This is a genomic window from Gilliamella sp. LMG 34360, from assembly GCF_984568995.1.
Window position 1 is genome coordinate 521,374 of the sequence record NZ_OZ474900.1, and the last position, 26,848, is coordinate 548,221.

Here is a 26,848-nt window from a genome sequence, read left to right on the forward strand (position 1 = left end):
TTATTACCGAATAATGGTAACTATATAGTAGCTCTGACTTTATTATATTCAACAATATTGCTAGCCAAAAATAAACTTATTAACGAGATTTTCTAATTTCTCTTGTTCTCCACTGTATGGTTTTGGTTGTAAATTGTGGGAAAGACTATATTGAGCAATATCTTGTAGCGTCATATTGCCTTGTAATATCTCTTTACCTAAGTTGTTACTCCAACCTGCATAACGGTCAGTAACTTTTTGATTCAGTGCATTATCCTCAATCATTCTTGCTGCACATTTCAATGACAATGCCATGGTATCCATTGCGCCAATATGTCCATAAAATGCATCATATTTATCAACACTTTGACGGCGGATTTTCGCGTCAAAATTCAATCCTCCCGTTGTAAATCCGCCATTTTTAAGAATTTCATACATGACAAGGGTATTTTCTTCCACACTGTTTGGAAATTGATCGGTATCCCAGCCTAGTTGTGGATCGCCACGGTTAGCATCAAGTGATCCAAATATATCTAAAGCAAAGGCAGAGGCTACTTCATGCTGGAATGAATGGCCGGCAAGTGTCGCATGATTGGCTTCGATGTTTACTTTAATCTCTTTTTCTAAGCCAAATTGTTTTAAAAATCCATAAATGGTTGCGACATCATAATCATATTGGTGCTTAGTTGGTTCTTGTGGTTTAGGTTCAATAAGTAACGTGCCGTTAAAACCAATTTTATGTTTGTTTTCAACGACTAGTTGCATAAATTTACCGACTTGTTCTCGCTCTTTACGTAAATCAGTATTTAACAATGTTTCGTATCCTTCTCGTCCCCCCCATAGTACATAATTTTGTCCACCTAGTTTATGAGTTGCATTCATGGCATGTACAACTTGTGTTGCTGCACAAGCAAAGACTTCCGGATCTGGATTTGTCGCTGCACCAGCTGCATATTTCGGATTGGTGAAACAATTAGCTGTACCCCAGAGTAAGTTAACGCCTGTTTGTTGTTGTTTTTCTAGTAAGATATCGGTCATTATTGATAAATTATTGATATATTCTTGAATCGAATTGCCTTCAGGTGCAACATCCACATCATGAAATGCATAAAAAGGTACGTTCATTTTATAAAAAAACTCAAAGGCAACATCCGCTTTAGCTTTTGCGTTACTTAATGGATCTGCATTAGATTGCCATGGATAGTTAAACGATCCTGAACCAAACATATCCGTTCCAGCCCAACAAAAAGTATGCCAGTAACAGATTGAAAAGCGTAAATGTTCAGCCATGGTTTTACCTAAAATGATTTGGCTTGGATTATAATGCCGAAAGGCGAAAGGATTATCAGTTTGTGCTCCTTCGTAATTAATGCGTTCTATTTTGTCATAGTAATGTTTCATAGTGTTCTCCTTAATATTGTTTTTAAATTAGATTTTGATTTATTTATTCCAGAACTTTTCAAGTTCTTCTAAAGATTTTTCTTTTGTTTCAGGAAGCCATTTCCAGATAAAAATAGCAGCCATTATGCTAATTGCACCGTATAGCCAATAGGCAAAACCGTTATTAAAATGAGATATAAGATAGGTATTTTTATCCATGATTGGAAAAGTCCAAGATACTAGGTAATTTGTGATCCACTGTGCTGCTACAGCAATGGATAAAGCTTTACTTCGGATAGAGTTGGGGAATATTTCTGATAATAATACCCAGCATACAGGCCCCCAGGAGATAGCAAAAGAAGCGATATAAAACAACATTGCAGCAAGAGCAATACTGGCTGATATCTGTAAATAAAATGTTGTGCCTAATGTGATCATGCCTATTGCCATGCCAATGGCACCAATTATTTGTAATGGTTTTCGACCAAATTTATCAACGGTAAAAATAGCAATGGTAGTAAAAGATAGATTGATAATACCAACTACAATGGTTTGTAATAATGCTGAATCAGTACTAGCACCTAATGTTTTAAACACTTCTGGTGCATAATAAAGAACAACATTAATTCCCATTAATTGTTGAAATGCAGATAATAAAATTCCAATGATAATAACCCCTATACCATATTTTAATAATGAGCTACTTTTTTTATCACAGTTGGATGATAGGGAATCGATAATGCTTTTTAATGCTTGATCGGCTTTTTGATTTCCTAAAATGTTAGAAAGAATGTGTTGAGCTTTGTTTGTTTTATTTTGTGCGGTTAACCAACGAGGGCTTTCTGGGACTGTGAATAATAATCCAAAAAATAGTAATGCTGGAATGGCTAAAGATAAAAACATATATCTCCAACCAACTATATTTAACCAAACTTGATCGCCTGAACTTGCTATACCGTAGTTAACACAATAAACTAAAAGTTGTCCAAAAATAATAGCAAATTGGTTAAACGATACTAGCTTACCCCGGATTTCTGCTGGTGCCACTTCAGCTATGTACATAGGTGATAACATAGAAGCTAAGCCAACACCGATACCACCGATGATGCGATAAAACACAAAGTGAGGGACATATTGAGCTAAATAATAAGGTATTTGTTGAGATTCTATTGTACGAAATCCTAGTTCAGGCCAAGCGGATCCAATTGCAGCAATAAAGAATAAAAATGCGGCAATTAGTAATGAATTTCGACGTCCAAAACGATTACTTAAATAACCTCCCATTAAACCGCCAATAATACAACCAATTAAAGCACTTGCTACACAGAAACCTAATAAGGAATTTGCAGCAGTCTCACTTAAATGTTGTGGTTCAACAAAAACTTTAAATATGGATTCAACTGTTCCAGAGATAACGGCTGTATCATAACCAAATAATAGACCTCCTAAAGTTGCAACTAAGGTAATTCGGAAAACATATAGAGAATTATAATGTGTACTCATATTCATACCTGCTTGTTTATCAAATTAGGTTTCAATTAGATCTGAAACTGTTTAATCAATATGCAGGAATATTAAGCACAACAACAATTACTAAATTTTGTACTATTTTTATGTTTTTTAGTTTTTGTGATGCAGATCAAATTAGTTAAAGGAGTGTTTGTTGAATAGGTGAGTTATTGATAATTTGACGTATCCAATTTAATTTAAATGATAACTTCAGATTAAATCATGAAAAACACGTTAATAAATTTTGTGTGTAGCAAGCTTGATGAGGATTAACTGATAGGTTTATTTCTACCGTTATAAAACGGTAGAAATAAAATTGAATTAGTGATGATCAATAAAGATAAATTTTAAAGCAAATAATAGAGCAAAAGTAATAACGCAAAGGTTGAGTTCTTTAAATTTACCTGTACAGGTTTTTAATACGACATAAGAGATAAAACCAAGCGCAACCCCTTCTGTAATCGCGAAAGCAAATGGCATCATTAATGCGGTGATAAATGCTGGTGTTGCATCAGTTAAATCTGACCAATTGACTTTAACTAAGCTTGAAACCATTAAAATTCCAACAAAAATAAGCGCACCAGAGGTAGCATACTTTGGTACAAGGTGAGCTAATGGTGATAAAAAGGTCATCATTAAAAATAATAATCCAACAACCACAGCCGTTAAGCCTGTACGACCACCAACAGAGATACCTGCAGAGCTTTCAATATAGGTTAATACAGATGATGTACCAAATAAGCCACCAAGAGATGAGCTAAAACTATCAATTAATAACGCTTGACGCATTTTTGGAAAGCGACCTTTTTCATCACAAATACCCGCTTTATCGGTTAATGCCAGAATTGTTCCAGATGAATCAAATAAGCTGACAATCATAACTGAGAAGATTACACCCATAATACCGATGTTGAATGAACCGGCAAGGTCAACGTGACCGACAACAGGAGTTACACTTGGTGGGATAGATGCAATACCTTGATAATTAATATCGGGATCTAACCAAAGCGCAAGCAGCGTTACAACAAAAATCGAAACAAGCACTGCTGCATGAAAGTTACGCGCAGCTAAAATTATAATAATAAAAAAGCCCAGTGAACCGAGTAATACTTTTAGCGATAAAATATTCCCCATGGTTAATAGTGTTGCCGGCGAAGAAACGACAATACCCATATTTTGAAAGCCCATAAAAGCAATAAATAAGCCAATCCCGGCACTAATACCGACGCGTAAACATTGTGGAATGTGTTCAATTAACCAATGGCGAACTTTCAATAATGATAATAAAAAAAATACGAGCGATCCCCAAAATATCGCTCCCATACCTATTTGCCATGAGTAACCCATTGCACCACATATTCCATAAGCAAAAAAGACGTTAAGTCCCATTGCTGGGGCTAAAGCAATGGGTAAATTGGCAAATAAACCCATTAAAATAGTGGCAAAGGCTGTAACAACGCAAGTTAACACAAATACAGCTGAAGTATCCATACCCGTTGCAGATAAAATGGAAGGATTGACGAAGATTATATAGACCATTGTAAGAAAAGTGGTACAACCAGCGATAATTTCAGTACCGACAGTTGTTTTTTTTTCTTTCAATTGAAATATTTTTTCAAATATTGAATTCATAAATTAAAGCCCAATTTTGGTTGTCAAGAATGAACGTATTTAACGTTTTGCTATTTATTTTTTACCAAAAGTAAAAAATAAAAAAGATGAGGGCTGTTACTCCACATCTTTTAAAAAAGAAATTTTACTGCATAATTATTGCTTGTTATTTATTTAGGTCAAGCGTTATTCTAGTTTGTGCAGTGCACTCGGCACAGTACTACTCAGATACAGCATCAAGTTTGTTCAAAATAATTTTGACTTTAAGAATACGGTGGCTTTCTATCTCGGCAATTTCGAATAGATAATCACCAATTTGTATCGTCTCACCGATATTAAGCAAATGTTGAGCTTTTTCCATTAGCAATCCTGCCAGAGTATGATATTCACGTTTATCATCAATGGGTATAGGGACAAAACGAATTAATTCTTCAACAGGAATATAGCCATTAGCAATCCAACTATTATCATCTATACATTGAATATCATGTTTAGCATCAATTTCCTCTTCTTCTGTTGGAAAATCCCCCGCAATGGTTTCAATAATGTCTGTTACCGAGACAACGCCTTGCATTGAGCCAAATTCATCAACGACAAAAGCAAAGTGGGTTTTAGCCTTTTTAAATTGCTCGAGTGCAACCAATAAAGATACCGTCTCTGGGAAGATAAGAGGCTGTTTAATCAATGAATTAATATCAATCGATTTTTTGCTTTGGATCATATCTTTTAAAAGATCGTTGACTTGAATGATACCTAGCGGTTCATCAATTGAGGCATTATCCGTGACAACTAAACGTGAATGAGGATTATCAAAAATTTCTTTTAGTATGACTTGATGATCATCATTAATATTAACCATATCAACATCTAATCGTGATGTCATAACACTACTGACTGAACGCTGGGCAAGTCCAAGTACCCGTTCGACCATGCTTAATTCTTGGTGATTAAATACAGAGACTTTTTTATTAGTATCTGATACTACATCAATCGTGTGAGTTTCAGGATCTTCTTCTGCATCACCTTTAAGTAAATGCAAAACAGCTTCGGCGGTACGTTCACGTAATGGTTTTTTGTTTAATATTTTACGACGATTGAAAATAGCCAATTGATTGAAAAATTCAATCATAATTGAGAAGCCTATCGCTGCATATAAATAACCTTTAGGAATAATAAACCCAAATCCTTCTGCAACTAAACTAAAGCCAATCATCAGTAAGAAGCTTAAACAAAGAATGACAATGGTTGGATGTGAGTTAACAAAATGAGCTAAAGGTCCACTGGCAACCATCATAATGGCAATGGCAATACAAACAGCAATAATCATCACTGGAATATGTTCAACCATACCCACAGCGGTAATTACTGAGTCTAAAGAAAATACTGCATCAAGTACCACGATTTGGGCGACCACTGTCCAAAAATGTGAGGTTTTTTTCGGTTTTCCCTCTTCATGGGCAGAGCCTTCAAGGCGTTCATTGAGCTCCATCGTTGCTTTGAAAAGCAAAAATAGCCCTCCAATAAACATAATTAATTGGCGCGCATTGAATGTAATACCAAATTTTGAAAATAGTGGTGTATTAAGCGTAACTAACCAACCAGTTATCATTAATAATAAAACTCGGGTAATTAATGCAAATGCAAGACCGGTTATACGGGCTTTATCTCGTTGGTGAGGTGGAAGTTTCTCGGCAAGAATGGCTATAAAAACAATATTATCAATACCAAGGACGATTTCAAGTACAACCAGAGTGGATAAACCAATCCAGATTGTAGGATCCATGATCCATTCCATATGTCAGGTGATTACCTCTAATGATCACAGCACATGCTGCCGTGTAATTCTGGCTGTAATTGACCAAATAATCAATAAAATATTTATAAAAATTGTTTATTTTGTTAAAAAGTTTCAGGTTAACTATACGTTTCAGTATAAAATCAGCTTCGCCAGAAAGTTGGTGTAAATAAAACAAGTAAAGTAAATATTTCTAACCGACCAAATAACATATCAACTATCATGACCCATTTAACCATGTCACTTACACTAGCAAAATTATCACTTACACTTCCAAGGCCAACACCTAAGTTATTGAGTGATGATGCCACAATGTAGAAAGAATCAGAAGCTGTGACGCCTGTTGCCATAATGATAAATAGGCTGACTAAAAAGACTAAGGCATAGGCCGAGAAAAATCCCCAAACAGCTTCAATAATTCGTTCAGGTACGACACGATTGTTTAGTTTCAATGTATAGATAGCATTGGGGTGAATAAGGCGTTTTAGCTCTCGTGAACCTTGCATAAATAGTAATAGTACTCGAACGACTTTCAAACCCCCGCCCGTTGAACCAGCACATCCACCAATAAACGATGCACATAGTAAAAACAGGGGAAGTAATGACGGCCAGGTATTGATATCATCAATGGTAAATCCTGCTGTTGCTGCGACAGAGACAACTTGCAATATTATTTTGTCTATACTTAATTTGTGTTTTACCTGATAAAAGTAAACTCCACATGCACAAATCACAATTAAAATAAGCAAAATAAAGATAAACGTTCTAAACTCTTGGTCTCGCCAATATACCTTAAATGATAATCCGTTTAATGAGGCAAAATGTAACGCAAAATTGCAACCCGATAAAATTAGAAAAATAGTGATAATATAGTTGATGGTCGCGCTGTTAAAATAAGCAAGATTATCATCGTGAGTAGAAAATCCGCCCATCGATATAGTTGAAAAACTGTGTGAAACAGCGTCAAAAATATTCATTCCGGCAGCCCATAAGCAAATTGCACAGAGCGTTGTGAGTAAAATATAAATTGACCACAGTGTTTTTGCCGTTTCGGCAATACGTGGACGCATTTTGCTGTCTTTTTGTGGACCAGGGATTTCAGCACGATAAAGCTGCATGCCCCCAACACCTAATAACGGTAAGATTGCAACCGCTAAAACGATAATACCCATACCTCCCAACCATTGTAATAATTGCCGATAAAAAAGTAGGGCTTTAGGTAGGTGATCGAGATGTACAATCGTTGTTGCACCTGTTGTCGTTAAGCTGGAAAACGATTCGAAAAATGCTGTGGTTAAATTTAAATTGATATGGGTGTCGAAAATAAAGGGAAATGCTCCAATTGTACCGAGTACAACCCAAAATAATACGACGATAAAGAAACCTTCTCGAGTACTAAGTTCATGGCGTTGGTGACGATTGGGTAACCATAGCAAACAGCCTAATATTAATGCAGCGAAGAAAGAGCGAACAAATATAGCACCTGCACCATCACGATAGATGAGAGCAATCAGTGCCGGTAGTAACATAAATATCGACAAGAGTGCTATTAATAGACCTATAATTCTAAGAATTGAGCGCCAGTGCATCATATTGATCGTCTCTATTTAAAACCACGAGAGGCTTTGATTAGATCATAAGCCGCTTGAATTTCTTGTGCTCGTTTTTTAGCGGCTTCAAGCATCTCTTTTGGTAATCCTTTAGATACTAACTTGTCAGGATGATGTTCATTCATTAATTTACGATAAGCTCTTTTTATTGTCGCAATATCATCAGATGGTTCAACGCCAAGAATTTTATAGGCATTTTGTAAATTTAGTTGTGAAGAGTTGTTTTGATAACTACCATAGCTATTATTACTGTGTCGATATTGATTATATTGTTCCTCTTGGTAGTTATAATTTTGTTGATGGAAATGGTAACTCCCCATCATCATTTGAATGTAAATCGCCATTTGATGCCGTGGAATATTGAATTCCTCGGCAACAATAAAGAGTATTTCTGACTCTTTATCATCTAAACGACCATCGATTAATGCTGCTTGGATAAGCTGCTCACAGAAAATATTTAAAACATTACGTCTAGAACGATATTGATTATATAACTCTCTTAAACGTGCCCTGAGTGGGTAATCACTTGCCTTACCGCGATTAAAGGAGTCTTGAGCAAGTTGACGACTATTGCTATCAAGCTGCAATTGGGTCATAAATCTACGAGCCAGATTAATATCATCTTGCGTTACAACGCCTTTAGATTTACCTAAATGACCCAGTACTTCAAAAACGACGGTTAAGTAGAGTCTTGGGTTTCCTTTGGGGCTTTGGTCAGTTAATTTATTACAAAATGCATGGTAGAGTTTTGGACCAATAAATAGCCCAAGTAAAAACCCCCAATTTGATTTTAATATAATGCTTAAAACAAAGCCTGTAATTATTGCCCAAATAAAAGACATATTATTAAATTACCTCAATTCGATCTATTTTTTGTAATCCACGTGGTAAAGACGTTCCTTTACGCGCGCGTTCCGCCTTAAATTTTTCTAAATCAGCCGGATTGAGCGTAAGTTTGCGTTTACCAACATATAAGGTTAAGGATGTTTCTGGTGTGATTAATCGTATATAAGCAAGGCTGTCTTCTGCACCTGATAATGATATGATTTTATTACCTTTACCTTTTGCAAGCTCTGGTAAATCTTTTACAGGGAAGACGAGCATTCGTCCTGCTTGAGTAATGGATAATAATAAGCTATCTTCAGATAGAATCTCAATTGGCGTTAGCACTTTAGCACCGTTTGGTAAATTGATTATTGCTTTACCATTACGATTACGAGTAACTAAATCATTGAATTGACAAATAAAGCCATAACCAGCACTAGAGGCTAACAAGAACTTTTGATTTTCATTCGCTGACATTAACATGTGCTCAATTGTGGCTCCAGCAGGAAGTGCTAGTTTACCCGTTATTGGTTCACCTTGTCCGCGCGCTGATGGTAGTGTATTTGGCTCAATAGCATAACTTCGACCAGTTGAATCAATGAATACAACTGGTTGATTGCTTTTACCTTTGGCTGCAACTTTAAAACTATCGCCAGCTTTATAACTTAAACCAACAGGATCGATATCATGGCCTTTTGCTGATCTCACCCAGCCCATTTCAGATAACACAACAGTGACAGGTTCTGATGGTGTGAGTTCTTGTTCTGTAATAGCTTTAGCTTCACTACGCTCAACAATCGGTGAACGACGCTCGTCACCATATTTTTCGGCATCTTGTTGTAGCTCTTTTTTAATTAAATTATTTAATTTTCGTGGCGAAGCCAATAACGCTTGTAACTGATCTCGTTCTTTAGCAAGTTCGTTTTGTTCACCTTTAATTCGCATCTCTTCCAATTTGGCTAAATGACGAAGTTTTAACTCTAAAATAGCTTCTGCTTGAATTTCGGTCAGAGCAAAGCGACGAATTAACTCAGCTTTTGGATCTTCCTCATTACGGATAATTTCAATCACTTCGTCAATATTTAAGAAAGCAATTAATAGACCGTCTAAAATATGTAGTCGCTTTAACACTTTGTCTAAACGATAATTTATGCGACGTATGACAGTTGCTCGACGGTATTCTAGCCATTCAGTAAGAATTTCAACCAAACCTTTTACTGATGGGCGATTGTCTAGCCCAATCATATTCATATTTACCCGATAGCTTTTTTCAAGATCGGTGGTGGCAAAAAGGTGATTCATTACTTGTTCTAAATCAACACGATTAGAACGAGGTACGATAACCAATCGAGTAGGATTTTCGTGATCAGACTCATCGCGTAAATCTTCAATCAATGGTAATTTTTTAGCCCGCATTTGCGATGCAATTTGCTCTAAAATTTTTGCACCAGAGACTTGATGTGGTAGATCGGTAATAACAATATCACCGTCTTCTTTTTTCCAAACTGCACGCATGCGAATCGAACCGCGACCTGTTTTATATATTTTAGCAATATCCTCTGGTGAGGTAATAATTTCGGCCTCGGTTGGAAAATCCGGCCCTTGAATGTGAGCCATCACTTCACTTAAAGTTGCATTAGGGTTATCAGCCAACATAATGGCAGCATTTGCTACTTCACGGATATTATGCGGTGGAATATCTGTCGCCATACCAACAGCAATACCCGTAGTACCATTTAATAAAATATTTGGTAATCGAGCTGGTAGCATTTTAGGCTCTTGCAATGTACCATCAAAGTTAGGTGTATAATCAACGGTACCTTGCCCTAATTCACCCAATAATAATTCCGCATATTTTGATAAACGTGATTCGGTGTAACGCATAGCAGCAAATGATTTAGGATCATCTGGTGCCCCCCAGTTGCCTTGACCATCAACTAGTGGGTAACGGTAAGAAAATGGCTGTGCCATTAACACCATCGCTTCATAACATGCACTATCACCATGCGGGTGATATTTACCGAGCACATCACCAACAGTACGTGCTGATTTTTTAAATTTTGCTTGAGCATTTAGCCCTAATTCGGACATGGCATAAACAATACGTCGTTGTACGGGTTTTAGACCGTCACCAATAAAAGGTAATGCCCGATCCATAATGACGTACATTGAGTAGTTTAAATAAGCACTTTCTGTAAATGTACGTAGTGACTGGATTTCTACTCCGTCATGAGTTATTTCACTCATTATTGTTCCTCTAAATCATTCTTTATGTTAGACATCAAGTTCGACTTGATCACCTTTTTCTTGTAACCATTCACGGCGATCTTCTGAACGTTTTTTGGCTAGTAGCATATCCATTAATGCCATGGTTTCTTCTGTATTATCAAGTGATAACTGAACTAATCGGCGGGTATTAGGATCCATTGTTGTTTCACGTAGTTGTAATGGGTTCATTTCACCCAGTCCTTTGAAACGTTGGACATTCGGTTTACCTTTTTTACGTTTTAGTTGATCTAAAATACCTTCTTTTTCTTCTTCATCTAAAGCGTAATGTACTTCTTTGCCTAGATCGATGCGATAAAGAGGTGGCATTGCCACAAAGACATGTCCTTGTTCAACCATAACACGAAAATGACGAACAAATAGCGCACAAAGCAAAGTGGCAATATGCAATCCGTCTGAGTCAGCATCAGCTAAAATACAGATTTTACCATAACGTAATTGGCTTAGGTCATCACTATCAGGGTCGATGCCAATGGCTACTGAAATATCATGAATCTCTTGTGAACCTAAGACCTCGTCAGATGAAACTTCCCAAGTATTTAATATTTTACCTTTTAAAGGCATGATCGCTTGATATTCACGATCTCGTGCCTGTTTAGCGGATCCTCCCGCTGAATCCCCTTCGACTAAAAACAGTTCTGTACGACTTAAATCTTGTGAGGAACAATCTGCCAATTTACCTGGCAGAGCTGGGCCACTCGTGAGCTTTTTACGAATAACTTTCTTTGATGCTCTTAAACGTTTTTGTGCACTGCTAATGACCATTTCTGCCAATGATTCAGCGATCTGTACATTTTGGTTTAACCATAAACTAAATGCATCTTTAACAATCCCAGATACAAATGCTGCACTTTGTCTTGATGATAGGCGTTCTTTGGTTTGCCCAGCAAACTGTGGTTCTTGCATTTTTACTGATAATACATATGCACAACGTTCCCAAATATCATCCGCAGTAAGTTTTAAACCGCGCGGTAATAAATTTCGAAATTCACAAAATTCCCGCATAGCATCAAGCAATCCTTGGCGCAAACCATTAACATGTGTGCCACCTTGTATGGTTGGAATTAAGTTAACATAACTTTCTGTTAAAAGTTCGCCACCTTCTGGTAACCAAAGTAAAGCCCATTCGACAGCTTCAGTTTCACCCGTGTGGCTACCTGTAAATGGCTCTTCAGGTAATAGTGTGTAACCACTAACAGACTCCATTAAATAATCTTTTAAGCCATCTTGATAACACCAGCGTTGTTCCGTATTGTTAATTTTGTCTTTGAAAATAATTTCCAGACCTGGACAGAGTACCGCTTTCGCTTTAAGCAAATGAGTTAAGCGGGGCACTGAAAATCGAGGTGAATCAAAATACTTTTCATCTGGCCAAAAACGTACTTTAGTACCCGTGTTACGACGACCACATGTACCTATTACATGTAAATCTTCAACTTTATCACCATTTTCAAAAGCGATTTGATAAACTTGACCATCGCGATTAACAGTAACTTCTACCCGTTTGGATAAAGCATTAACCACGGAAATACCTACACCATGCAAACCACCAGAGAACTGATAATTTTTGTTCGAGAATTTACCTCCGGCATGTAAACGGCAAAGTAGTAGCTCAATGGCTGGCACCCTTTCTTCAGGATGAATATCAACCGGCATTCCTCGTCCATCATCAATGACCTCAAGAGAATTATCTTCATAAAGGGTGACTTTCACTTGACGAGCATGTCCCGCAATAGCTTCATCGATACTGTTATCAATGACTTCTTGCCCTAAATGATTCGGGCGAGCCGTGTCAGTATACATTCCAGGGCGATGTCGAACTGGATCGAGCCCCTTTAAGACTTCAATATCAACGGCATTATAAGTAGATTGTGACATAGCGTTTCTATTTCATTTAAATAAATGGGATGTATTATACCAATCTTTCTTTAAGATGCATGATATTAAATTTATAATGAAATACAAATAGCGTTTTAAGATAGTGCATTAGTTGATAATAATTATTATTTAGTTAATTTATTTGAAATTAATCATGCTTTATACTGCTTTTTTAGTTTTAATATTCCATTAATAGTAATATGATAAATAAATCCCATATAAAAAGTAAGGGAATGCAATGAGTAAGTCAAAAAACAATAAAATTAGTCGACGTGATTTTTTACAAAAATCGATAGCAATCGGAAGTATTGCAGCATTAACAAGTAATATGCAAATGCCTTTTGCTTATGCGGAATCGGATAAAAATACCAGTAGTAATGAAATTCCTAATCCTACTAACCAAGAAAAAATCTTTTATAGCGCCTGTTTAGTCAACTGTGGAAGCCGTTGCCCACTAAAAGTTCATGTTAAAAACGATATCATTACTAAAATTTCTGCTGAAGATGGTATTAACGATCCTGTTTTTGGACTGCATCAAATTCGCCCTTGTTTGCGTGGACGATCTGTCCGCTGGCGAACTTATGATCCTGATCGTTTAAAATATCCAATGCTGCGAGTTGGTAAACGGGGTGAAGGTAAATTTAAGCGAATTTCATGGGAAGAGGCGATTAATTTATTAGCTGATAAACTCAAATATACTATTGATAAGTATGGTAATGAGGCTATTTATTATCAATATGGTACAGGTACTACTGGCGCAAATATCCCCGGACGTAATGCCTGTAAGCGGTTTTTAAATACGATTGGTGGTTTTTTGAATTATCATGGTGATTATTCAAGTGGGCAAATAACAGCGATTCAACCTTATATTTATGGTAATGCCAAAGAATCTTTGTTAGACCAAATAAAACATTCTGATTTGGTTGTGATGTTTGGTCAAAATATTGCCGAAACTCGAATGTCAGGTGGTGGACAAGTTACGGAGTTATTTAATGCTTTATCACAAAGTAAGGCAAGGGTCATCATTATCGATCCTCGACGTAGTGAAAGCGTAGTTGGTTATGATGCTGAATGGATCCCCATCATTCCCGGTACTGATGCCGCTTTGGTTGCCGCAATTGGATATGCTTTACTTGAAGAAGATCGCATTGATGATGAAATGCTCAATCGATACTGCGTGGGTTGGAATGCTGACTCACTGCCTGATACTGCACCGCCTTTTAGCGATTTTAAATCTTATATTCTTGGTTTGGGGGATGATAGAACCCCAAAAACACCTGAATGGGCAGCTCAAAAAACTGGCATTCCAGCAAATCAAATTCGAAAATTGGCGATCGACATAGTCAATGCTAAGGCTGCATGGATTTCCCAAGGTTGGGGGCCTCAACGTTGGCAAAATGGTGAACATACCACAAGAGCGATCATGATATTACCAATCATCACAGGTCAGTTTGGTAAGCGTGGAACCAATATAGGAACTTGGGGGGGCAGTGTGACTTATTCTGTTCCAAGTTTAAGTCTAGTTAACCCAATTAAAACCAGTATTCCTTTCTTTTTATGGACTAAAGCCATTGATGAACCATTTAGCATGACTGCCAAAAATTCTTATATAAAAGGTAAAGATAGATTAGATGTTGGTATTAAATTTATCTGGAGTTATGCAAGTAATGTTATTGGTAATCAGCATGCAGATCTCAATCGAACTCACCAAATTTTACAAGATGAATCAAAATGCGAATTTATTTTAGTTTGGGACACTCATATGACCGCGTCGGCTAAATATGCCGATTTATTATTACCAGATGTATCATCGGTGGAAAGTAATGATCTGATTAACAATTCTTATGCATCAGGTGCTTATCATTATATTATTCGTATGCAACGAGCAATTAAGCCTCTTTGGGAAAATCGTTCGTCATACGATGTGTTAACTGATTTATCTGAAAAGATGGGGGTAAAAGATAAATTCACACAAGGTCGTACTCAAGATGAGTGGATAGAGTATTGCTATGAAAAACTCCGCAAACAAGAGCCTAATTTACCAAGCTTTGATGAAACTGATGGTATGGGAGTCATTGATCGTAAGTTAGCTAATAGTGATAACCACGTTGCTTTACAAACTTTCAGAGATGATCCTTTTAAAAATCCATTAAATACGCCATCAGGAAAAATTGAACTTTATTCTGAAGCATTGGCTAAAATTGCCAATGAATGGGAGTTTGATGAAGATGATAAACTTTATCCTATTCCAGCTTATTTACCTGCTATTGAAGGCAGTGAAGATAAACAACAGAAACAAAAATATCCATTACAATTAATTGGTTTTCATATTAAAGGTCATTGTCATTCAAGTTACAGTAATCTACCGCAATTACGAGAAGCTGTGGCGAGCAGTATCTGGATTAATCCATTTGATGCAGAGCCAAGACAGATTAAGCATGGACAGTTAGTTGAGGTTTATAACGATCGTGGTCGATTGTATATACCTGCTAAAGTCACACCACGTATATTGCCTGGTGTTATTGCAATTCCTCAAGGTTTGTGGGCAAAAATTAATGAAGCAGGGATTGATATTGGTGGTTGTGTCAATCGCCTAACTTCAATGCGCCCATCCGTTCTGGCTAAATCCAATCCACAACATACAAATTTGGTTGAAATTAAACCATTGTCAGCTATGTCAACGGCATCGTAATTACAGGGAGATGATAAAAATGCAATATGGATTCTATATTAACTCTTCTAAATGTACGGGCTGTAAAACTTGCCAATTGAGTTGCAAAGATGAGAAAGATAACTCTTTAGGTATCCATTTTCGTCGTGTTTATGAATATGGCGGTGGTGATTGGCAACAAGTTGATGGTCTTTGGCAAAATAATACTTTTACTTACTATTTGTCGATTTCTTGCAATCATTGTGAACAACCGACTTGCGTTCAAGGATGTCCAACTGGTGCAATGCATAAACGTGAGCAAGATGGCTTAGTTGTTGTGAATCAAGATGTTTGTATTGGTTGTCGATACTGCGAAATGCGTTGTCCTTATGGCGCACCACAATATGATCAGCAAAAAAAAGTTATGTCTAAATGTGATGGATGTTATGAGCGTGTAGCGGAAGGATTAAAGCCTGTATGTGTGGAATCATGCCCACAACACGCTTTAGATTTTGATGAGATTGGTAAGTTACGTGAGCAATATGGTGATGAACGCAATATTGCACCATTACCAAATTCACAATTGACTAAACCCAATATTGTTATAAAACCACATGCACAGGCCAAAGCATCCGGTGATACACTTGGTAAAGTGCTTAATCCGGAGGAGGTCTAAAATGCATGAATTACCACTGGTATTTTTTACTATATTTGGGCAACTATCTGCGGGGATGGTGCTTTTAGGCAGTCTAAATTATTTATTTAATCGATCAACTCATAATACGCTGATTATCGAAAAAATTAATTTGGTTGCTTTAATTTTCATGGCATTAGGTATGTTACTGGCTTCATTTCACTTAGGTAAACCTTTCCGTGCTTTGAATGTGATTTTCGGTATTGGCCGTTCACCAATGAGTAATGAGATTTTTACCTTTGGGGTATTATTTGGTGTGACATTTGGTTGTGTCATACTTGCTTACTTTTCGCACCTTAACAATTCAAATCGATGGGGCTTTATTAACACTTTATGCCAGCGCATTAATCAAATTCCACATATCGGTAAAATGCTTGCTCTATTGTTGGTGATCTTAAGTTTAGTTTTTGTGTGGACAATTGTATTAACTTATATGTTGCCGACGGTTAAAACTTGGGGTACTTACTACACGGCAATTCAAATGTACACCACAATGTTGGTATTGGGTGGGATTATGGTTGCAATGTTAGGATTCTATCGGACGGGTAGTATTGCCTTTTTTATTGGTGCTTTATTGATACTGTTATTAAAGTTCCCCTATATTAACTTAATGATCGAAATCGCTCCCCAGTTGGCTTATGATCAGTATCATTGGGTTGCAATACAGTGTGGGTTATTGCTGGTAGCATTGATTTTGATTGCCTTAAATAGTTGGCTTAGCAAAAAAATAATGATGATTTATTTGCTTGGTTTTGTATGCACTTTAGTAGCTGAACTTTGTGGGCGCATTGCCTTTTATAATTTATGGACGATACCGTTATAATAATCGTAAATATTACTAATTAGCGATAATATATAAATAAGAGATTAAGTAATTTGGATAACTTAACTTCAGTCACATTAGCAAAATTATTGGGTGCATTTTTCTATTATTCACCCAATAGCGAAACAGTTAAACCATTGATTGATGGGCTACTGCATATCGATGAGTTAGCAAGCTGGACAGATAATAAATTAATTAATAAGCAGTGCCAAATATTAGCCGATCAAATACAAAACCCTGATCTTGATTTTCAGTTTTCACTGTTATTTGAAGGGCAAGGTAGTATGCCTGTCCCTCCTTGGGGTTCGGTATATCTTGATCAAGAAAAGTTATTAATGGGAGAATCCCAAGAGCGTTACCGTCAATTTTTACAACAAAATGGTTTAATGCTTAATAGTGGTATGAATGAACCAGAGGATCAGTTTGGGTTAATGCTAATGGCTTTTGCTCTATTAGCAGAAAAAAAACAATTAGTGGCAGCAAAGCAACTCATTACTGATCATCTATCAATTTGGAGTTCGACCTATTTAAATCGCTTGAAACACAATGAGATTAGTTTTTTTTACCAAGCTTTAGCTGTGATTACGGAACAGTATTTACAGATATTATTAACCAATATTGAATTAGATCTATTATAACTATTTAAAAAATTAAATTCTTGTTCAAACAGATATTTTTATACCTTATACCTAGCATTGCAGCTTTTAGGATAAACGGTATAATTCTCCAATAATTTATCAGGATAAACTCTATTTATGCTAGCTTATTTACAACTAATGCGACTCGATCGTCCAATTGGCTCATTGCTATTATTATGGCCAACATTTTGGGCTATTTGGCTTGCGACCCATTATCCTCCGGTTTATATCATTGTTGTATTTACTTTAGGGGTACTGGTCATGCGTTCAGCTGGATGTGTTGTGAATGATTATGCTGATAGGCATTTGGATGGTCATGTTGATCGTACTAAGGATCGTCCATTGGCTCGCGGGGCATTAACTGAAAAAAATGCATTGTGGACGCTATTAATACTGTTAGTTGTAGCATTAGGTCTTTTGTTAATCTTAAACAAACTATCATGGTTTATAGCCTGCTTAGCATTGTTAACGGCAATGGTTTATCCTTTTATGAAACGTTACACCCATTTTCCTCAAGTTATCTTAGGTGTCGCCTTTAGTTGGAGCATTCCTATGGCATATGCAGCAACAGTAGAACAATTCCCATTAACGTGTTGGTTACTTTGTGTTGCAAATATTTGTTGGACAGTTGCTTATGATACGGAGTATGCCATGGTTGATCGTAATGACGATGTAAAAATTGGTATTAAGTCGACCGCCATTTTATTTGGTCACTATGACAAGCTAATTATTGGAATGCTACAGGCAATTATGCTTATTAGCTTATTGGCTATTGGTAAAATCAATCAGTTATCTGCTTTTTATTATTTTGGTCTACTATTGACGGTATTGCTGTTTATTTATCAACAATGGTTAATTAAAGATCGTGACAGAACAAATTGTTTTAAAGCTTTTATGAATAATAATTATGTCGGTTTGGTTGTATTTATTGGGATATTTGCGGCATAAATATTTATTAAAAGTAATGTTGTTATCGATTTTTACTTCAAAATGAGTAGTAAAATAAATAATTACAATAAGATAAGAAGTTAGTGAAAGTAATGATATCTATCTAACGTCATTTATCTAATTATTTTTTCATTGTCTATTGATTTCTTTATTAAAAAGACCAGAATTAATTTCAATCCTGTTTCTTTTTTAATAAGTTTGATTCAAATAGTATACAATATTGGCAGATAGAATAAGTAGTATGAACAAATTCTAATATAGGCATAAATATTTTAGATTGAATAATATTAGCCATTCTAAACTTGAGTATAGTTAATCATAAAAACTATTATGATATAACAATAAAATTTTAATTTATCGAACTTGATAGAAATTAAAAAAAGATATCAATAGGTAATATTATTCACTTTTCAATTCATTTTGGTTTTAATTTAATCTTGTTCAGCTAAGGTTGCTTGCACAATTCGCAGTGCATCAAAAGTTTCTTTAACATCATGAACACGAATAATTTGTGCCCCTTGCATAGCTGCAATTACGGCACAAGATACACTACCAATCATACGTTCTTGAGGGGCAACATTTAAGACTTGTCCTATCATTGATTTCCGTGACATACCGACTAATAACGGTAAACCAAAATGGTGAAAGTTGTTTAATTTAGCTAATAATCGATAGTTGTGTTGTAGAGTTTTACCAAAACCAAATCCCGGATCGAGTATGATTTTTTCACGCTCTATTCCTGCATTTACACAACGGTTAATATGTTGAGTAAAAAATTGATCCACTTCTTGATATATGTCTTGTTGATAATGTGGCGCATTTTGCATGGTTTTTGGATCACCTTGCATATGCATAATACAAACCGGTAATTGTGTCTTTGCTGCGGCTTCAATGGCACCAGGCTCGGTTAGTGCTCGAATATCATTAATTAAGTGAGCACCGGCTTTTGCTGACTCTGTCATTACTTGTGGTTTAGAGGTATCGACTGAAATCCAAACATCGAAATAACGTGCAATTTTATCAACCAAAGGTATAACACGATCCAATTCTTCTTCAACCGATACTTCAGCCGCACCTGGACGAGTTGATTCACCACCCACATCAATGAATGTTGCACCTGATTGAATCATACTGTCAACTCGGCGCATAGCATCATCAAGATTATTGTAATTGCCCCCATCAGAAAATGAATCGGGTGTCATATTAACAATGCCCATTACTTGTGGAAATGAAAGGTCCATTATCTGATTTTTAAATCGAATTTCCATAATTGTGCCTTATTTAATTGAATCTTGATAATAATTTTTTTTAACTATAGTGTTATAAAATTTTTAACTATGAAAAACGCGCCGTAGCGCGTTATGTTTATATCTTATGAGCAAATTAACTTTCTGGTTGAGGTGGGGTTGTACTGCCCTCATTTGGAATTTTGTTTGCTGCTTTTTCATCACCTTCTGTCCAATCATCTGGGATAGAAACTGGACGGCGTGCAATTAAATCTGCAACTTGTTTTGAACCAATAGTTTCATATTTCATTAATGCATCTTTCATTGCATGAAGTACATCAATATTATCCGTTAATATTTGGCGAGCTCGTTGGTAATTACGATCGATTATCGCTTTGACTTCTTCATCAATGATTCGAGCTGTTTCATCTGAAATATCTTTAGGACGCCCATAGGCTGAATTTTCATCCATTTCATAAAATAATGGTCCTAAACGCTCAGAAAAGCCCCACTGTGTTACCATTGCCCTCGCATACTGAGTTGCAACTTTAATATCATTTGATGCGCCTGTCGATACTTTATCTGTACCATAGATTAACTCTTCTGCAAGTCGACCACCATAAAGTGTTGCAATATCACCCTCTAATTTTTCTCGACTTTCACTTACTCGGTCACCTTCTGGTAAAAAGAAAGTCACACCTAAGGCGCGTCCACGAGGAATAATGGTCACTTTGTGGATTGGATCGTGATCAGGCATTAAATAGCCAATAATCGCATGTCCAGCTTCGTGATAAGCCGTTGAGACAAGTTGTTCTTGGGTCATGGTTAATGAACGTCTTTCTGTACCCATATTGATTTTGTCTTTGGCTTCTTCAAATTCATCCATGGTGACAAGACGTTTATTACGTCGAGCAGCAAATAAAGCAGCTTCATTAACTAAATTGGCTAGTTCTGCACCTGAATAACCTGGTGTACCTCGCGCTAATACCGATAAATCAACATCAGACCCTAGTGGAATTTTACGCACATGTACGGCTAAAATTTGTTCGCGTCCTTTCATGTCAGGTAAACCAATTTGTACTTGTCGGTCAAAACGACCAGGACGGAGTAAAGCTGGATCAAGTATATCCACCCGGTTAGTTGCAGCGATAATGATAATGCCACTATTGGTTTCAAACCCATCCATTTCAACCAACATTTGGTTTAATGTTTGTTCTCGTTCATCGTGGCCACCCATTGAACCTGCACCACGTTTGCGTCCAACGGCATCGATTTCGTCGATAAAAATAATACAAGGAGCGTGTTTACGAGCTTGATCAAAGAGATCTCTTACACGGGATGCTCCTACACCGACAAACATTTCAACAAAATCAGAACCTGAAATACTGAAGAATGGTACATTGGCTTCGCCAGCTATCGCTTTTGCCAGTAAGGTTTTACCTGTACCTGGAGGCCCAACCATTAGAATTCCTTTTGGAATTCGCCCCCCTAATTTTTGATATTTACCAGGATCTCGTAAGAAATCAACGACCTCAGTTACCTCTTGCTTAGCTTCTTCGCTGCCAGCAACATCAGTGAATTTGGTTTTGACCTGATCGGGAGTTAACATGCGGGCTTTACTTTTGCCGATCGCCATTGGCCCACCTTTACCGCCCCCATTCATTTGGCGAATGACAAAGAACCAAAGACCAATAAATACTGCCATTGGAAACCAAGAAATTAATACATTGGCTAATAAGCTTGGTCTTTCATCAGGTTGGCCATATACAGCAACTTTATTGAGCACCAAATCATCCATTAATTTATCATCATAATAAGGGATATAGGTAACATAATTTTCATTACCGTTGGTTGTAGCAGTAATCTCACGTCCATTGATATGCACTTCTTTGAGCTTTTTGTTGGCAATATCAGAATTAAATTGAGTATAATTAACTTGAGGGAGACCATTAGATATAGCGCTAAATTGGTTAAATACAGCGATTAACACTATAGCAATTACTCCCCAAATCAGTAAATTCTTTACCATGTCGTTCAAAAGAAAAACCTCTCATAAAAATAATAGTTACGACCAAAATTAACGAAGTATGGTACTACAAATTTATTAAACTGGCTACTTCATACCCATTGCAACAATATAAACTTCTCGAGATCTTGCACGAGAAGCTTCAGGTTTACGAATTTTGACTGTTTTAAACATAGCGCGTACTTGTTTTAAATATTCTTCAAATCCTTCTCCTTGAAAGACTTTCACGATGAAATTGCCATTATGTGCAAGCACATCTCTACACATATCAAGTGCAAGTTCAACTAAGTACATTGCTCTAGGTATATCAACAGCTGGTTGACCACTCATATTTGGTGCCATATCAGACATAACAACTTGGACTTTTTCTTCTCCAACTCGTTCTAATAATGCTTTCAAAACGAGTTCATCTCTAAAGTCACCCTGTAAAAAATCAACACCAACGATAGGATCCATAGGAAGTAGATCACATGCAATAATGCGCCCTTTATTACCAATCAATGAGGCAACATATTGTGACCAACCACCGGGCGCTGCACCTAAATCAACTACAGTAATACCTGGTTTGAATAATTTATCACTTTTTTGAATTTCTTCTAATTTAAACCATGCTCTTGAGCGTAGTCCTTTTTTTTGTGCCTGTTGCACAAAGCGGTCATTAAAATGTTCATTGAGCCAACGCGTTGAACTTGCTGAGCGTTTTTTGTTACTCACAGATAATAAATCCTTAGTATAAGATGGTTACTTCAATTGATTACTCATATATATAAGGGTAAAATAACCAAATTACAACTTAATGTGATAAAAAATTAATGAATTTATCGAATAAACAAAAACAGTATTTAAAAAGTGAAGCTCATCACCTTAAACCTATTGTGATGATTGGTGCTAATGGATTTACCGAGGGCGTTTTAGCCGAAATTGAAAATGCCCTGAATTTCCATGAATTAATCAAAATTAAGATATCTGCAGAAGACCGTGAAACTAAAAAGTTAATTTGTGAAGCCATTATTCGCGAAACAGATGCGCTAGCTGTTCAACAAGTTGGATCGATTTTCACTATTTTTAGACCAAGTGAAGAGAAGAAAATCTCATTACCTAAATAATTGTAACAGGGCGTGTAAGCCCTGTACATTTTTTAATTTAAATATATTCAACTTTAACAATATCAAATTCGACATCACCGCCAGGTGTTTTTATTTGTACTGTATCACCATCTTCTTTGCCTATTAGTCCTCTTGCAATCGGAGAGTTGACCGAAATAAGATTTTGTCTATAATCAGCTTCATCATCACCAACGATTCGATAGGTGGTTTCTTCATCCGTATCTACATTTATTACTGTAACCGTTGCACCGAAAATTATTCTTCCAGTATTTTTCACTTTAGTAATGTCGATAATTTGCGCTTGTGATAATTTACCTTCGATTTCTTGAATACGCCCTTCGCAAAAACCTTGTTGTTCTCTTGCTGCATGATATTCGGCATTTTCTTTTAAATCCCCGTGTGCTCTAGCTTCGGCAATGGCGGCTGTAATTTGCGGTCGTTTAACGTTTTTCAGCTCTTCCAATTCCGCACGTAATAATTCTGCTCCCTTTACCGTCATTGGGATTTGTTTCATCTCTGTTTCTCCCGTTTTACTTTTTAACAAATAAAAAATAGCAAGCCTACCTCTTTATATACAGTAGAAAAGTTATTTATTTTATTTTAAATACACTCATTTTTATATATTAACTTTAAAACTGACTTAATCACAAATCATTTGTATCGAAATCAGATGCTATTTTGATTAAAATGAGGTATCGTAATGTAATTATTAAATAATTTATTTTAGTGATTAGTCTATTTATGCGACGATTAAAACTTTTTATAATTATTTTATCGACAATTGTTTGTTTTTTGATTTTTTTACCTTATTTTTTTCTACAGACTTCATTTGGCGCAAAATTAGCCAGTCAACAATTGTCAAAATTAAGTTCTTATACTATATCAATTGATAATATGCATCATTCATTTGCAAATTTATATGAATTATCATTTGATAATGTAATTATTAGTGATGAAAAACAGGAAATAGTTAGAATTCCTAAATTAGTTATTGGATTAGATAAAAATAATCTTTGGCAATTGAACCATTTTAAGTATATTACTGTTATAAATGGTGTAATTAATTATGATCCAGATATTAAGCATGATAATTTTACAGCAGATACGTTAAAACTCATTGATTCTACCGTTAATACCTCCTTTAATAATGGGCAAATAAATTTATCTTTTCAACAATTAAATGGTGGTATTAAACCATTTAGTTCATCCGGTGATGGAAAGTATCAGTTTGATCTGACTTCACAATATGTTTCCCTTAACCAGCTACCAATGAATAAAGTTCTTATTCAAGGATTTCATCGCGATAATATTACATCTATTACTAATTTAGGTGGGAATTTTGATAAAGGCTTTTTTGTGAGTAAATTAAAAATATTATCAGATAATAGTTTGGATATTGATCAATTAAAAGTAAGCAATATTCATTTCCAAACAACGGATGATAATTATTTTGATGAATATTTATCAGCATTACCAAAATTAACGCTTCGCCAGTTGTCTATTTTTGAAAGCAGTATACAGTTGCCGTCTTTAATTATTGATAAAGGTAATCTTGAAACAGCTAACCTACGATATGATGATCGATGGCATGTTGAGGATGGTTCTATTATTTTTAATGCTGATAGTGTTGTCTGGCATAATAATACGTTTTCATCCGTATTGCTTCAATTAGCTTTAAATGATCAACAGGTAGATATCCAAAAAGCAATGGCAACTTGGAATAATGGCAATGTGAATTTTTCGGGTATATGGAAGAATAACTCATTATATTTAAGTAAGTTATTATTAGCGGGCGTTGATTGTAAAATAACCGAAAAATTAGAGCAATTTTTATTGCCAGACATTTTTAGTCAAGTTGTAATCAATGAATTAACAGTGTTACCAAGCATGTTAATTAATACTAATCGAACTTATCCATTTACTTTAATTAATTTCGAAGTTTCTGGCTCTGATGTAATTTTAGTCAAAGATAAAAAATTGGGCTTATATTTTGGAACTTTATTTTTAAAAGCCGAAAAAGGTTCGATTAATGGGATCGATGTTAACTATCCTGATCTGGTAGTAAAATTTGATCCACAGTATAATACCTTATTGAATTTTAGTTCATTAGTAAGTGGTGGAATGGTTGAGGCTGTTGCCAAAGTTAATCCATTGCAAACTGAGTTTTTATCATTGCACATCTCAGCATACGGTATAAGCAGTTTACTTCTTGACGAATGGAAGTTAGTTAAAGAACCCCCTAACGCTTTCAATTATAATGCCGATTTACATGGCGACATTTCACCATTTGGTTTATCTGGTACATTTTTAACAAATGGTAATGAGTTTATTGTTAACCCACAACATTGATTTTAAAAAAAGCAATCTTATATAATTTGTAACAAACTATTTTATTGGTTGTATCAATTTTAATATCAAACTGGCTTTGATAATAAAATTACATGAGGTGGTGATGGAGTTAGTAAGATTAGATAAATGGCTGTGGGCTGCAAGGTTTTATAAAACCCGTTCTTTAGCCAGAGAAATGATTGATGGTGGTAAAGTTCACTACAATGGGCAACGTGCTAAACCAAGTAAAATTGTTGAAGTTGGGGCAATGTTGACACTTCGTCAGGGTTCTGAACAAAAAACGATTCAAATTTTGGCTATTAGCAGTCAAAGAAGAACTGCCGCTGAAGCCCAATTTCTTTATCGAGAAACTCTCGATAGTATTGCTAAGCGCGATAAAATGGCAGAAGCACGCAAGCTTAATGCATTAACTATGCCGCATCCTAATAGAAGACCAGATAAAAAAGAGCGACGAAATTTGCTTAAATTTAAATATGATAGACAAAAAGGTGACAACAACTAATATGGATACTCTAAATCGATTTTTATTTGATAATCATCCTATTCGCGGTGAAATTACCCATCTTGAACAGACATACCAAGCTATTTTAGATAATCATAATTATCCAATAGCAGTACAAAAGTTATTAGGCGAATTATTAGTTGCAACCAGCTTATTAACTGCCACTTTAAAATTTGAAGGTGATATTGCTGTACAATTACAGGGTGATGGACCTCTCACTTTAGCTGTAGTTAATGGTAATAATCAGCAAGAGTTGCGTGGTGTTGCTCGAATTAATAGTAGTATCGCTGATAATGCTTCACTTAAAGATATGGTAGGTAATGGCTATATAGTTATCACAATTACACCTAAAAATGGCGAACGCTATCAAGGCATAGTTGGTTTGGAAAAAGATTCATTAATAGGCTGTATAGAAAACTATTTTATGCAGTCAGAACAGTTACCAACTAGGCTGTTTGTTAAAACAGGTTTATTTGAGGGTAAGTTAATGGCTTCAGGAATTTTACTGCAAGTTTTACCTAGTAATGAAAATGCAACCGATTCATTTGAGCATCTTAGCGCTTTGACTGAAACAATTACTAGTGATGAGTTATTTGGGCTATCAACTGATGAAATTTTATATCGTCTTTACAATCAAGAAGAAGTTAGGCTTTTTGAAACTCATAATATTATTTTTAAATGTGGATGCTCTCGTCAACGTTGTGAAGATAGTTTAATGACTTTACCCGCTAACGAAATTGATGAAATTCTAAATGAAGATGATGGAAAGATTGATATTCATTGTGATTATTGTGGAAAGCATTACATCTTTGATGCAATTGATATCACTCAAATGAGAAATAAACAAAATCCTCAATACCATTAATATTTCATTTAAAAGAACCACTAAAATTTATGAAATTTTAGTGGTTAAGGGAAATATAGGGAAATTAAACCCATATTTAATGTATCAAAGTTATGTAAATATACCAGTCTTTTTTGTTTATTTAGATGATATTTTTGTAAATCATCTT

General features: G+C 35.7%; 21 protein-coding genes. 9 read left to right on the plus strand and 12 right to left on the minus strand.

The annotated features are described in order from the left end of the window. Positions 1–60: 60 nt before the first annotated feature. From xylA to parE, 8 genes are all read right to left on the minus strand, one after another. A complete protein-coding gene (xylA, locus tag AC5LW9_RS02405; protein ID WP_039128402.1) occupies positions 61–1,380 on the minus strand; it encodes a xylose isomerase in 1,320 nt (439 codons plus the stop codon). Positions 1,381–1,419: 39 nt separating this feature from the next. Beyond that, positions 1,420–2,862: a D-xylose transporter XylE gene (gene xylE / locus AC5LW9_RS02410; protein WP_493456270.1), complete on the minus strand. Its 1,443-nt coding sequence runs from the start codon at positions 2,860–2,862 to the stop codon at positions 1,420–1,422. Positions 2,863–3,189: 327 nt separating this feature from the next. Beyond that, complete coding sequence (locus tag AC5LW9_RS02415) at positions 3,190–4,500, minus strand: NCS2 family permease (RefSeq protein WP_039128408.1); 1,311 nt, start codon at positions 4,498–4,500, stop codon at positions 3,190–3,192. A gap of 199 nt (positions 4,501–4,699) precedes the next feature. Further along, on the minus strand, positions 4,700–6,274 hold the full coding sequence (locus tag AC5LW9_RS02420) for a TerC family protein (RefSeq protein WP_493456271.1): 1,575 nt from the start codon (positions 6,272–6,274) through the stop codon (positions 4,700–4,702). A 143-nt stretch (positions 6,275–6,417) separates the two neighbouring features. Further along, on the minus strand, positions 6,418–7,863 hold the full coding sequence (locus tag AC5LW9_RS02425; RefSeq protein ID WP_493456272.1) for a TrkH family potassium uptake protein: 1,446 nt from the start codon (positions 7,861–7,863) through the stop codon (positions 6,418–6,420). 14 nt (positions 7,864–7,877) lie between these two features. Then, complete coding sequence (gene djlA / locus AC5LW9_RS02430; RefSeq protein WP_039129285.1) at positions 7,878–8,726, minus strand: co-chaperone DjlA; 849 nt, start codon at positions 8,724–8,726, stop codon at positions 7,878–7,880. Positions 8,727–8,730: 4 nt separating this feature from the next. Next, a complete protein-coding gene (gene parC, locus AC5LW9_RS02435) occupies positions 8,731–10,956 on the minus strand; it encodes a DNA topoisomerase IV subunit A (RefSeq protein ID WP_493456273.1) in 2,226 nt (741 codons plus the stop codon). 27 nt (positions 10,957–10,983) lie between these two features. Next, complete coding sequence (gene parE / locus AC5LW9_RS02440) at positions 10,984–12,873, minus strand: DNA topoisomerase IV subunit B (protein ID WP_493456274.1); 1,890 nt, start codon at positions 12,871–12,873, stop codon at positions 10,984–10,986. Between the two features lie 238 nt (positions 12,874–13,111). Between parE and AC5LW9_RS02445 the strand changes: the two genes are divergently transcribed. From AC5LW9_RS02445 to ubiA, 5 genes are all read left to right on the plus strand, one after another. Next, entirely contained in the window at positions 13,112–15,565 is a 2,454-nt protein-coding gene (locus AC5LW9_RS02445; protein ID WP_493456275.1) for a DMSO/selenate family reductase complex A subunit, read from the plus strand. Positions 15,566–15,584: 19 nt separating this feature from the next. Beyond that, on the plus strand, positions 15,585–16,199 hold the full coding sequence (locus tag AC5LW9_RS02450; RefSeq protein ID WP_216355799.1) for a DMSO/selenate family reductase complex B subunit: 615 nt from the start codon (positions 15,585–15,587) through the stop codon (positions 16,197–16,199). Between the two features lies 1 nt (position 16,200). Then, positions 16,201–17,040 carry a dimethyl sulfoxide reductase anchor subunit family protein gene (locus tag AC5LW9_RS02455; protein WP_493456276.1) on the plus strand — a complete coding sequence of 280 codons (840 nt, stop codon included), beginning with the start codon at positions 16,201–16,203 and terminating at the stop codon, positions 17,038–17,040. Positions 17,041–17,093: 53 nt separating this feature from the next. Then, on the plus strand, positions 17,094–17,678 hold the full coding sequence (locus AC5LW9_RS02460) for a TorD/DmsD family molecular chaperone (protein ID WP_065737952.1): 585 nt from the start codon (positions 17,094–17,096) through the stop codon (positions 17,676–17,678). Positions 17,679–17,795: 117 nt separating this feature from the next. Beyond that, on the plus strand, positions 17,796–18,626 hold the full coding sequence (ubiA, locus tag AC5LW9_RS02465) for a 4-hydroxybenzoate octaprenyltransferase (RefSeq protein ID WP_334322171.1): 831 nt from the start codon (positions 17,796–17,798) through the stop codon (positions 18,624–18,626). A gap of 431 nt (positions 18,627–19,057) precedes the next feature. Here the strand turns inward: ubiA and folP are convergent, their stop codons facing one another. The 3 genes from folP to rlmE all read right to left on the minus strand — a co-directional run bounded on the left by folP (position 19,058) and on the right by rlmE (position 22,592). Next, the gene (folP, locus tag AC5LW9_RS02470; RefSeq protein WP_493456277.1) at positions 19,058–19,894 is read right to left on the minus strand and encodes a dihydropteroate synthase; all 837 of its coding nucleotides are present in this window, start codon (positions 19,892–19,894) and stop codon (positions 19,058–19,060) included. Positions 19,895–20,009: 115 nt separating this feature from the next. Continuing rightward, on the minus strand, positions 20,010–21,890 hold the full coding sequence (gene ftsH / locus AC5LW9_RS02475) for an ATP-dependent zinc metalloprotease FtsH (RefSeq protein WP_442899937.1): 1,881 nt from the start codon (positions 21,888–21,890) through the stop codon (positions 20,010–20,012). A gap of 75 nt (positions 21,891–21,965) precedes the next feature. Then, complete coding sequence (gene rlmE / locus AC5LW9_RS02480) at positions 21,966–22,592, minus strand: 23S rRNA (uridine(2552)-2'-O)-methyltransferase RlmE (RefSeq protein ID WP_086327270.1); 627 nt, start codon at positions 22,590–22,592, stop codon at positions 21,966–21,968. A gap of 98 nt (positions 22,593–22,690) precedes the next feature. Here rlmE and yhbY point away from each other — a divergent pair, with 98 nt between their 5' ends. Beyond that, positions 22,691–22,984 carry a ribosome assembly RNA-binding protein YhbY gene (gene yhbY, locus AC5LW9_RS02485; protein WP_065737947.1) on the plus strand — a complete coding sequence of 98 codons (294 nt, stop codon included), beginning with the start codon at positions 22,691–22,693 and terminating at the stop codon, positions 22,982–22,984. Positions 22,985–23,021: 37 nt separating this feature from the next. Here the strand turns inward: yhbY and greA are convergent, their stop codons facing one another. Beyond that, entirely contained in the window at positions 23,022–23,498 is a 477-nt protein-coding gene (gene greA, locus AC5LW9_RS02490) for a transcription elongation factor GreA (protein ID WP_065559646.1), read from the minus strand. 227 nt (positions 23,499–23,725) lie between these two features. Between greA and AC5LW9_RS02495 the strand changes: the two genes are divergently transcribed. The 3 genes from AC5LW9_RS02495 (at position 23,726) to hslO (ending at position 26,700) form a co-directional block, all read left to right on the plus strand. Beyond that, complete coding sequence (locus AC5LW9_RS02495) at positions 23,726–25,333, plus strand: hypothetical protein (protein ID WP_198227151.1); 1,608 nt, start codon at positions 23,726–23,728, stop codon at positions 25,331–25,333. Between the two features lie 103 nt (positions 25,334–25,436). Further along, on the plus strand, positions 25,437–25,835 hold the full coding sequence (hslR, locus tag AC5LW9_RS02500) for a ribosome-associated heat shock protein Hsp15 (protein ID WP_198227149.1): 399 nt from the start codon (positions 25,437–25,439) through the stop codon (positions 25,833–25,835). Continuing rightward, a complete protein-coding gene (gene hslO, locus AC5LW9_RS02505; protein WP_370528572.1) occupies positions 25,807–26,700 on the plus strand; it encodes an Hsp33 family molecular chaperone HslO in 894 nt (297 codons plus the stop codon). The genes hslR and hslO overlap by 29 nt, the downstream gene beginning before the upstream one ends. Positions 26,701–26,848 lie beyond the last annotated feature (148 nt).

Coding starts and splice junctions, on each gene's coding strand:
- xylA (WP_039128402.1), bottom strand. CDS start 1,380: ATGAAACATTACTATGACAAAATAGAACGCATTAATTACGAAGGAGCA.
- xylE (WP_493456270.1), bottom strand. CDS start 2,862: ATGAGTACACATTATAATTCTCTATATGTTTTCCGAATTACCTTAGTT.
- AC5LW9_RS02415 (WP_039128408.1), bottom strand. CDS start 4,500: ATGAATTCAATATTTGAAAAAATATTTCAATTGAAAGAAAAAAAAACA.
- AC5LW9_RS02420 (WP_493456271.1), bottom strand. CDS start 6,274: ATGGAATGGATCATGGATCCTACAATCTGGATTGGTTTATCCACTCTG.
- AC5LW9_RS02425 (WP_493456272.1), bottom strand. CDS start 7,863: ATGCACTGGCGCTCAATTCTTAGAATTATAGGTCTATTAATAGCACTC.
- djlA (WP_039129285.1), bottom strand. CDS start 8,726: ATGTCTTTTATTTGGGCAATAATTACAGGCTTTGTTTTAAGCATTATA.
- parC (WP_493456273.1), bottom strand. CDS start 10,956: ATGAGTGAAATAACTCATGACGGAGTAGAAATCCAGTCACTACGTACA.
- parE (WP_493456274.1), bottom strand. CDS start 12,873: ATGTCACAATCTACTTATAATGCCGTTGATATTGAAGTCTTAAAGGGG.
- AC5LW9_RS02445 (WP_493456275.1), top strand. CDS start 13,112: ATGAGTAAGTCAAAAAACAATAAAATTAGTCGACGTGATTTTTTACAA.
- AC5LW9_RS02450 (WP_216355799.1), top strand. CDS start 15,585: ATGCAATATGGATTCTATATTAACTCTTCTAAATGTACGGGCTGTAAA.
- AC5LW9_RS02455 (WP_493456276.1), top strand. CDS start 16,201: ATGCATGAATTACCACTGGTATTTTTTACTATATTTGGGCAACTATCT.
- ubiA (WP_334322171.1), top strand. CDS start 17,796: ATGCTAGCTTATTTACAACTAATGCGACTCGATCGTCCAATTGGCTCA.
- folP (WP_493456277.1), bottom strand. CDS start 19,894: ATGGAAATTCGATTTAAAAATCAGATAATGGACCTTTCATTTCCACAA.
- yhbY (WP_065737947.1), top strand. CDS start 22,691: ATGAATTTATCGAATAAACAAAAACAGTATTTAAAAAGTGAAGCTCAT.
- greA (WP_065559646.1), bottom strand. CDS start 23,498: ATGAAACAAATCCCAATGACGGTAAAGGGAGCAGAATTATTACGTGCG.
- AC5LW9_RS02495 (WP_198227151.1), top strand. CDS start 23,726: ATGCGACGATTAAAACTTTTTATAATTATTTTATCGACAATTGTTTGT.
- hslR (WP_198227149.1), top strand. CDS start 25,437: ATGGAGTTAGTAAGATTAGATAAATGGCTGTGGGCTGCAAGGTTTTAT.
- hslO (WP_370528572.1), top strand. CDS start 25,807: ATGATAGACAAAAAGGTGACAACAACTAATATGGATACTCTAAATCGA.